Source organism: Streptomyces sp. NPDC050263 (genome assembly GCF_040655955.1).
Classification (GTDB): domain Bacteria; phylum Actinomycetota; class Actinomycetes; order Streptomycetales; family Streptomycetaceae; genus Streptomyces.
Genome location: NZ_JBFAKW010000219.1, coordinates 1 through 8,001 on the forward strand (window position 1 = coordinate 1; position 8,001 = coordinate 8,001).

Consider the following 8,001-nt stretch of genomic DNA (forward strand, 5'->3'; position numbering starts at 1 on the left):
TCGTACTGGACGTACTTGGGCTTTCGGCCGGTGCGGCGAGAGTGCGTGCCGGGCGTCGCGACGGGGCGAACGTTGCCTGCCGCGGCACTAGGTGTTGGTCGCCCGTCACGTTCTGCCGTACGGGCGGCTGTTGACGGCCCGGTCGGTCCCCGAATTCCCCCGAGGGGGTCGGCCGGGCATCGAGACGACACGAAGGCTCCACCCAATGACGAGTCTCTTTACGCCAGTACAGGCCGTCTCCGTCGGTCACCCCGCCTATAGCCAGACCCTCCGGTGCGTGCCGGCTGCGGCTGAGATCGGCCGCAGGCTCGTCCGGGACGTCCTCGGCATATGGCACCTCGACAGCCTCGCCGACCGCGCCACGCTGATCGTCACAGAGCTGATCGCGAACGCTGCCAGGCACACCTGCTGTCGTGACATCCGCCTGATCGTCGGGCGGCCGAGCGCGACGCGCGTACGTGTCGGCGTCGTGGACCGGGAACCCTTGGGTCTGCCGACCCTTGGCACAACCGGTGCGGATGACGAGTCGGGCCGCGGCCTGCTTCTCATCGACGCGATCGCCGACCGGTGGGGTTACGACCTGCGTGGCTCGGGCCGACACACATGGGGCAAGGAAGTCTGGGCCGAAGTCCGTGTCAGGGGCGACGAATGAACCCTGGTCGCGGCGCACCTGCTCCTCCCGGGTGTCTCCCGTCCCTGGCACTACGACCTCCCCATCCACCCGACAGCGCCCCTGGAGGCCGCATGCCTACTTTCTCCACTCCCCCTTCCAGTCCGTTGCGAGGAGGCCCGGTGACGACCGTCGTCGAACAGCCCACTACTGGCCGTCCGTGGGGTGCCAGCCGTCTTGCGCCCTACCCGACCACCCTTCAGCGCCTGCATGCCACGGTCACCGTCGACCCCGACACGCAGCTCGGAGTGTTCCACGACCGCGCAGGTCAGGTGATCGAGATGGGCGCTCACGGCACCAGCAAGGGCACTGAGACCTCGACCACCACGAACTCGGACTCCAAGAACGACCAGGGGCACGACCAGGACTCCGAGCAGGACTGACGACGTGGCCGAAGAGAGGCCGGTTCTCGTGGCCACAGAGGCGGACGACCTGACCGCCGACATGGTGATCACTGAACTCAACCGGCGGAATGTGCCCGTCGTCAGGTTCAATCCTGCGGACATCGGTGCCGATCTGACGGTCTCGGCTCGGTTCGGCACCTGCCCGGCCTCCATGGTCGGGCAGGTGCGCACTCTGTCCAGGACCGCCGACCTGACCTGCGTCCGGGCGGTGTACTGGCGGCGCCCCGAATGGCCCGCCTTCTCCCATCTGGAACCGGACGACGCCCGATTTGCGGCTGCGCAGGTCCGCTTTGGGCTCGGCGGCAGCCTCTACGCAATGGATTGCCCGCTCTGGGTCAATCACCCCCTGCGCATCGCCGCCGCCGACTACAAACCCGCTCAGCTCGCCCTCGCCCAGCGACTCGGCCTTGCCGTCCCCCCTACCCTCGTCACCAATGACCCGGTCGAGGCACGCGAGTTCATCACGAGCCAGGGCGACGTGATCTCCAAGACCTTGCGCTGGACCCCGTACACGCGGGACGGCGTGCCGGTCACCGGCTGGGCCGATCCGGTGTCCGCCGACGAGATCGACGAGAGCGTTCGCGTGACCCCACACCTGTTCCAGGCTTGTGTGGACAAAGTTGCCGACCTCCGAGTGCTGGTCGTGGGCCGCCACACGTTCGCCGTCCGCATCGATTCCGAACTACTCGACTGGCGCAAGGATTACAGCGCTCTCACCTACGCCGTCGGGCACCTCCCCGACCCGGTGAACAAGGCGCTGCACCTCTACCTGGAGTTCCTCGGTCTGGTCTCGGGGAGCTTCGATATCGCGGTGGACCGGGCGGGCGACTACTGGTGGCTGGAGCTGAACCCGAACGGCCAGTGGGGATGGCTGGAGACGGAGACCGGCCTCCCGATGTCCGCCGCATTCGCCGACCTGCTCAGCAAGGAGACCACTGATGAATGACTCGGCGCCCGAGCGCCACCGCCTCGCCGAACTGTTGGCACAGAACGGTGCCCTCACCTCTCTTTGGCTGCGTGCGGCCGTCGAGGCCATACCACGCGAGGTCTTCCTCGACCCTGGTGTGTTCCTCGACGAAGGCGGCAGTTGGCGGCCGGTGACGGCGGTCGGCACCCACCCGGCCGAGTGGCTGGAGATCGCGTACAGCTACGACACACTCACCACCCAGCTCAACGGTCACCTGACCGCCGACCAGGTCAGCGACCCCGTCGAGGGCATCCCCACTTCTTCTTCCACCACGCCGGCCACGGTGGTCGGCATGATCGAGAGCCTGGACCTGGAGACGGGCCATCGAGTGCTGGAGATCGGCACGGGTACCGGCTACTCCTCCGCTTTGATGTGCCACTACCTCGGCGAGGACAACGTGACCACGGTCGAGGTGGATCCGGAGGTGGCGGGGCGGGCGGACGCCGCCCTCGAAACGGTCGGCTTCTCGACGTGGACCGTCACCGGCGACGGCCTCCTCGGGTATCCCCGGAACGCGCCGTACGACCGCGTGATCTCCACGTGCGCCGTTCGCCGCATCCCGCACACCTGGGTCCGGCAGACCAAGCCCGGTGGCGTGATCCTTAGCACCGTGGGTTCCTGGCCGTACGGCACAGGTCTGGCCAGAGTCACGGTCGACGACGATGGCACCGCCGAGGGCAGGATCATCGGCCGGTCTTCGTTCATGCAGGCGCGGGCGCAGGCCGTTGTTCCGGTGGCCGGCGACCTTTCCGCCTGGACGGCATACGCGGACAGCGAGAGGGAGACCAAGGCACCTCCCACGATGCTGGACGAGTGGATGCCCGCCTTCCTCGCCCAGCTCGCCGCGCCCGGTGCACAGCTCGTACGCGCCGCTCGGAGCGACGGGACCAAGCTCCTGTACGTCTTCGACCCGGAGCGGGAGTCCTTCGCCCAGTTCATCGCTGACGGCGACGCCTGGACGGTCCGGCAGGGCGGAGCCGTGGCCCTGTGGGACGAAATCGAGGAGGCTCTCGTCGCGTGGCAGCACGCGGGCAGCCCCGACATCGACACCGTGCGACTCCGGATCACCGCCGGCTCCCATACGTACTGGATAGACGGCAATCCGTCGCTGCGCTGGGAGCACCGCCTTGCCTGAAGGGCGATGAGGTGGCCGGCCCGCCGTGCCCGCTGCTTTCCTTGGTGCAGGCACCGAGCCGTAGCTTCTGTCGGAATGGGTGAAGCGACGTGAGGCAAAAGTCGGGCGGAGCTTCGGGCCGATCCATCGTGCACACGCCGAGCAGGGCTGGTTCCTGTACGCCACTGTGTGCGCCCTGGTCGAGGCCGACGGGGCGCGGCCGGGCATCGCGGAGCACATTGCCGCCCTGCCCGGCATCGCGTTCGTCGACCTGGATCTCCCGGCCGCCCTGTCGGTGGCCCGGGCGGGCACGTGGGGCGACGCCCACACGCTCCATGCCGCACGCCCCAGCCCTGACCGACCGGACGGTGCGGTGATCGGGACCATCAGGCCGCGCATGTGGAAGGAGCACCCGGTGCGCACCCTGGACCTCAGCCCCTGAGGTCGGGGGCAACGCGCACCGCGGGTCCGCCGCTCAGCGGATCCGGGGCTTCGCCGCCGAGCGGTCCGCGAACAGCTCCGTCTGTCGTTCGGTGGGCAGGTTGCCCAGGGAGATGAGGTGGGGGGCCTGGGCGTAGCCCGCCGCTCGGGCTGCCTCCTTCGCCGCCCACAGGGCCCGGACCGTGCCCTGGACGCCGGTGGGCGGGCAGCCGGCGACGACGGTTGCGCAGGCTGTCGCCGCTGCCAGCGCGCCGCCCGGTTCCGTCAGTTCGGAGACCAGACCGATTTCGTGCGCGCGGCGGGCCGAGACGCGTTCCGCCGTGCCCATGAGCATCATGCGGGCGACCTCGCCGTACGGCATCCGCTGGGCCAGGAGCACCGATTCGTAGGCGCTGACCATGCCGTAGGTGGTGTGGGGGTCGAAGAACTCGGCGTCCACGCCGGCCACGATGAACTCGCACTCGCCCAGCAGATAGAACGCGCCGCCGCAGGCCATTCCCTCCACGGCGGCGACGACCGGTTTCCACAGGTCGTTGGCCTTGGGGCCGACGGCGAGCAGCGGGTCGTCCTGCATGTAGGGGGAGTCGGGCTGGGGGACCACCGAGTCGCGGTCCAGGCCGGTGGAGAAGGCCCGGCCGCCGGCTCCGGTGAGGACGACCGCACGGACCGTGTCGTCGAAGCGCAACTCCCGCCAGACGTCGGTCAGCTCGCCGACCGTCGCCAGGTCGATCGCGTTGAGTTTCGTCGGGCGGTCGAGGGTGACCACCGCGACCCCGGTGTCCTTGTCGGCGGCGAGGCGCACGGTCATGGGCGCTCCAGGATCCACTGGGGGAGACCGGTGGCGGTGAAGACCGCCTGCACTCGGGCGCCGATGCGGACGCGGTCGGGGGAGATCGAGTCGAGGGGGGCGCCGGGTTCGGTCACCAGGTTGCCCACCAGGCGGATCCGGGGTGTCTCGGCCAGCTCGACGAGGATCACGTTGTAGGGGGCCTGTGCGGCGTAGTCCGGCAGGAGGGGCGGGTGCGGGACCACGTAGGACCAGATGCGGCCGCGGCCGGAGGTCGGACGCCACTCGCCGGCGAAGGACCGGCAGTGCGGGCAGCAGGGGCGGGGCGGGAAGCGGGGTTCGCCGCAGTCGGCGCAGGCCTGGACGCGGAGTTCGCCCTCGGCCGCGTACCGCCAGAAGGGGGCGCCGTCGGCGTCGGGCACGGGGGTCAGCATCGCGGATTCAACTCCCTTGGATTCTCCGTCGGTTCCTCGGTCTTCGGTCTTCGGTCCTCGGTCTTCGGTCTTCGGTCCTCGGTCCTCGGTCTTCGGTCTTCGGTCTTCGGTCTTCGGTCCTCGGTCTTCGGTCCTCGGTTCCTTGGCCGGTCCCTCGGTCAGGTCCTCAGCAGCAGGGCCGAGGTCGGGACGCCCTCGCCCGCCGTGACCAGGCAGGTCGCGGCGTCCGGGACCTGGGCGGTGCTCGTCCCGCGCAGTTGCTTCACGCCCTCGTTGATCAGGTTGAACCCGTGGACGTAGGCCTCGCTGAGGCCGCCTCCGCCGGTGTTGAGGGGCAGTCGTCCGCCGGTCTCCAGGGCGCCGCCCTCGGTGAACGCGCCGCCCTCGCCCCGGCCGCAGAAGCCGTAGCCCTCCAGGGAGAGCGGGACGAGCGGGGTGAAGGCGTCGTAGATCTGGGCCACGTCGACGTCCTGCGGGGTGAAGTCGGCGTGTTTCCACAGGTGTCGGGCCGCTGCCCAGGCGGGGCCGGTGAGCGGGTCCTCGTTCCAGTAGTTGACCATGCCGTGGTGCTGGGCGGGCAGGCCCTGGGCCGCGGAGTGGACGTAGACGGGGCGGTGGCGGCAGTCCCGGGCGCGCTCCCTGCTGACGATCACGCAGGCCAGCGCTCCGTCCGTCTCCAGGCAGTTGTCGTAGAGGCAGAGGGGCTCGCTGATCCAGCGCGCGGTCATGTACATCTCGCGGGTGAGCGGGCGGTCGTACATGATCGCCGCCGGGTTCTGGTTGGCCCGGTTGCGGCAGGCGAGGGCCACGTTGAAGAGGTGGTCGCGGGTCGTGCCGTACTCGTGCATGTGGCGGCGGGCGAGCATGGCTATCTCGTCGGCCGGCCGGAGCAGTCCGAAGGGGCGGGTCCACTGGGCCGGGGTGGGGAGCTGGACGGTCGTGTCGGTCCACGGGCGGGGCCCGCTGCCTCGCTTCCTCGACCGCCAGGCGACGCCGACCGTGGCCTGGCCCGCGGCGATGGCGGCGGCTAGGTGCGCGACGGTGGCGCAGGAACCGCCGCCGCCGAAGCCGACCTTGCTGAAGAAGGTCAGGTCGCCGAAGCCGACGGCCTTCGCCAGCTCGACCTCGTCCGTCTCCTCCATGGTGTAGGAGGCGAGGGCGTCGACCTCGCCCGGGGCGATCCCGGCGTCGTCGAGGGCGGCCAGGACGGCCCGGCAGGCGAGGGTCTTCTCGTCGTCGGGGAGGTGCTTGGCGAACGGCGTCTGGCCGATGCCGACGACGGCGGTGGCGTCCTTGAGGGTCACGCTGCACGCACCTCCGCATGAGGGAATGGCGGCCGACAACAGTCGGCTGACAGTCCGTCAGGTTACCGCTAATCTGACGGGTAGTCAGCTAGTGGGGAGGCCGGTCGTGCGCGGTGACGTGGAGTGGGGAACGATCCCCGGGCTGGTGAGCCGGGCCGCCGAGCGGTACGCCGACACCGAGGCGGTGGTGGAGGGCCGGACGAGGATCTCGTACGCGGAACTCGGCGCCCGGGTGGAGCGGGCGGCGGCGGCCTGTCTGGCGAACGGGATCGGACCGGGCGACCGGATCGGCATCTGGGCCCCGAACTCCCTCGACTGGATGGTCGCGGCGCTGGGCGCGGTGTCCGCGGGAGCGGTGCTGGTACCGGTCAACACGCGCTTCAAGGGCGTCGAGGCGGCGGACGTGCTGCGCCGGAGCGGCGCGCGGCTGCTGTTCGTGACGGGCACGTTCCTGGGGACGTCGTACGTCGCGTCGCTGCGGCGGGCGGCGGGCGAGGGCGGCGGCGCGGGGCCGTTGCCCGGGCTGCCGGACCTGGCCGAGGTGGTCGTCCTGTCGGACGACGCGCCCGCCGACTTCCGCACCTGGAAGGACTTCCTGGCGAGCGGGGAGGGGGTGGGGCGGGCGGAGGTCCGGGAGCGGGCTGACGCGGTGTGCGGGGAGTGGCCGTCGGACATCGTCTTCACGTCCGGTACGACGGGCCGCCCCAAGGGCGCGGTGATCACGCACGCGCAGACGCTGCGGGCGTACGAGGTGTGGTGCGACCTGGCCGGACTGCGCCGGGGCGACCGCTACCTCATCGTCAACCCGTTCTTCCACACCTTCGGCTACAAGGCCGGCGTGATCGCCTGCCTCATGCGGGGCGCGACGATGATCCCGCAGCCGGTGTTCAACGTGGACACGGTCCTGGCGAACGTGGCCGCGGAGCGGGTGTCGGTCCTGCCCGGCCCCCCGACGCTCCACCAGTCCCTGCTGGACCACGCGTCCCGCGACAAGCACGACCTGTCCGCGCTGCGGCTGGTGGTCACGGGCGCGGCGGTGGTGCCGCTGCGGCTCGTCGAACGCCTGCGGGGCGAACTGGGCGTGGAGACGGTCCTCACGGCGTACGGCCTCTCGGAGGCGAGCGGTGTCGTGACGATGTGCCGCCGGGGCGACGATCCGACGGTCATCGCCTCGACCTCGGGCCGCGCGATCCCCGGCACGGAGGTACGGGTGGACGCGGCCCCCGGCGAGCCCGGGGAGGTCCTGGTCCGCGGCTTCAACGTCATGGACGGCTACTTCGAGGACGAGGCGGCCACGGCGGAGGTGCTGACCGCCGACGGCTGGCTGCGCACGGGCGACGTGGGCGTCCTCGACGCCGCCGGCAACCTCCGTATCACCGACCGCCTGAAGGACATGTTCATCGTCGGCGGCTTCAACGCCTACCCGGCGGAGATAGAGCAACTCCTCGGCCTGCACCCGGACGTGGCCGACGTCGCCGTCATCGGCGTCCCGGACGCCCGGCTGGGCGAGGTGGGCAAGGCGTACGTGGTCCGGCGGCGGGGCGCGCTGTCGACGGCCGACGACCTGATCGCGTGGGCCCGGCGGGAGATGGCGAACTACAAGGTGCCCAGGGCGGTGGAGTTCGTCCCCGAACTGCCGCGCAACGCGAGCGGGAAGGTCGTGAAGGGGGAACTGCGGGCGCGGTGAGCCGCCGGGGCCCCGGGCCGGCCCCGGACACACCACGGCCGCGGCGGCTCCCCCTCCGCGCCGCCGCGGCCGATCCCCGTCGAAATGGTGCTGGGTGGTGCCTAGTGCCGCGGCAGGCAACGTTCGCCCCGTCGCGACGCCCGGCACGCACTCTCGCCGCACCGGCCGAAAGCCCAAGTACGTCCAGTACGAG

9 protein-coding genes are annotated in these 8,001 nt (G+C 70.8%); 6 read left to right on the forward strand and 3 right to left on the reverse strand.

Features of this window, described 5'->3' with window-relative positions; translation table 11 throughout:
• Positions 1 to 205 precede the first annotated feature (205 nt).
• From AB0J04_RS44630 to AB0J04_RS44650, 5 genes are all read left to right on the forward strand, one after another.
• Positions 206 to 652 carry an ATP-binding protein gene (locus tag AB0J04_RS44630; protein ID WP_363174451.1) on the forward strand — a complete coding sequence of 149 codons (447 nt, stop codon included), beginning with the start codon at positions 206 to 208 and terminating at the stop codon, positions 650 to 652.
• 140 nt (positions 653 to 792) lie between these two features.
• Positions 793 to 1,053 carry a putative ATP-grasp-modified RiPP gene (tgmA, locus tag AB0J04_RS44635; RefSeq protein ID WP_363174452.1) on the forward strand — a complete coding sequence of 87 codons (261 nt, stop codon included), beginning with the start codon at positions 793 to 795 and terminating at the stop codon, positions 1,051 to 1,053.
• 4 nt (positions 1,054 to 1,057) lie between these two features.
• A complete protein-coding gene (gene tgmB, locus AB0J04_RS44640) occupies positions 1,058 to 2,020 on the forward strand; it encodes an ATP-grasp ribosomal peptide maturase (RefSeq protein WP_363174453.1) in 963 nt (320 codons plus the stop codon).
• Entirely contained in the window at positions 2,013 to 3,176 is a 1,164-nt protein-coding gene (gene tgmC / locus AB0J04_RS44645) for an ATP-grasp peptide maturase system methyltransferase (protein WP_363174454.1), read from the forward strand. The genes tgmB and tgmC overlap by 8 nt, the downstream gene beginning before the upstream one ends.
• 79 nt (positions 3,177 to 3,255) lie before the next feature.
• The gene (locus tag AB0J04_RS44650) at positions 3,256 to 3,597 is read left to right on the forward strand and encodes a hypothetical protein (RefSeq protein ID WP_363174455.1); all 342 of its coding nucleotides are present in this window, start codon (positions 3,256 to 3,258) and stop codon (positions 3,595 to 3,597) included.
• A gap of 33 nt (positions 3,598 to 3,630) precedes the next feature.
• Here AB0J04_RS44650 and AB0J04_RS44655 read toward each other — a convergent pair whose 3' ends face one another.
• The 3 genes from AB0J04_RS44655 to AB0J04_RS44665 all read right to left on the reverse strand — a co-directional run bounded on the left by AB0J04_RS44655 (position 3,631) and on the right by AB0J04_RS44665 (position 6,121).
• Positions 3,631 to 4,404, reverse strand: a complete 774-nt coding sequence (locus tag AB0J04_RS44655) for an enoyl-CoA hydratase/isomerase family protein (protein ID WP_363174456.1) — start codon at positions 4,402 to 4,404, stop codon at positions 3,631 to 3,633.
• Positions 4,401 to 4,817: an OB-fold domain-containing protein gene (locus tag AB0J04_RS44660; protein WP_363174457.1), complete on the reverse strand. Its 417-nt coding sequence runs from the start codon at positions 4,815 to 4,817 to the stop codon at positions 4,401 to 4,403. The genes AB0J04_RS44655 and AB0J04_RS44660 overlap by 4 nt, the downstream gene beginning before the upstream one ends.
• Before the next feature lie 158 nt (positions 4,818 to 4,975).
• Positions 4,976 to 6,121: a lipid-transfer protein gene (locus tag AB0J04_RS44665; RefSeq protein WP_363174458.1), complete on the reverse strand. Its 1,146-nt coding sequence runs from the start codon at positions 6,119 to 6,121 to the stop codon at positions 4,976 to 4,978.
• A gap of 106 nt (positions 6,122 to 6,227) precedes the next feature.
• Here AB0J04_RS44665 and AB0J04_RS44670 point away from each other — a divergent pair, with 106 nt between their 5' ends.
• On the forward strand, positions 6,228 to 7,808 hold the full coding sequence (locus AB0J04_RS44670; protein WP_363174459.1) for a FadD3 family acyl-CoA ligase: 1,581 nt from the start codon (positions 6,228 to 6,230) through the stop codon (positions 7,806 to 7,808).
• Positions 7,809 to 8,001: the final 193 nt, after the last annotated feature.

What these genes read in the sequence shown, in the direction of transcription:
- AB0J04_RS44660 (WP_363174457.1), bottom strand. Translation starts at nt 4,817, where the DNA reads ATGCTGACCCCCGTGCCCGACGCCGACGGCGCCCCCTTCTGGCGGTAC.
- tgmC (WP_363174454.1), top strand. Translation starts at nt 2,013, where the DNA reads ATGAATGACTCGGCGCCCGAGCGCCACCGCCTCGCCGAACTGTTGGCA.
- AB0J04_RS44655 (WP_363174456.1), bottom strand. Translation starts at nt 4,404, where the DNA reads ATGACCGTGCGCCTCGCCGCCGACAAGGACACCGGGGTCGCGGTGGTC.
- AB0J04_RS44630 (WP_363174451.1), top strand. Translation starts at nt 206, where the DNA reads ATGACGAGTCTCTTTACGCCAGTACAGGCCGTCTCCGTCGGTCACCCC.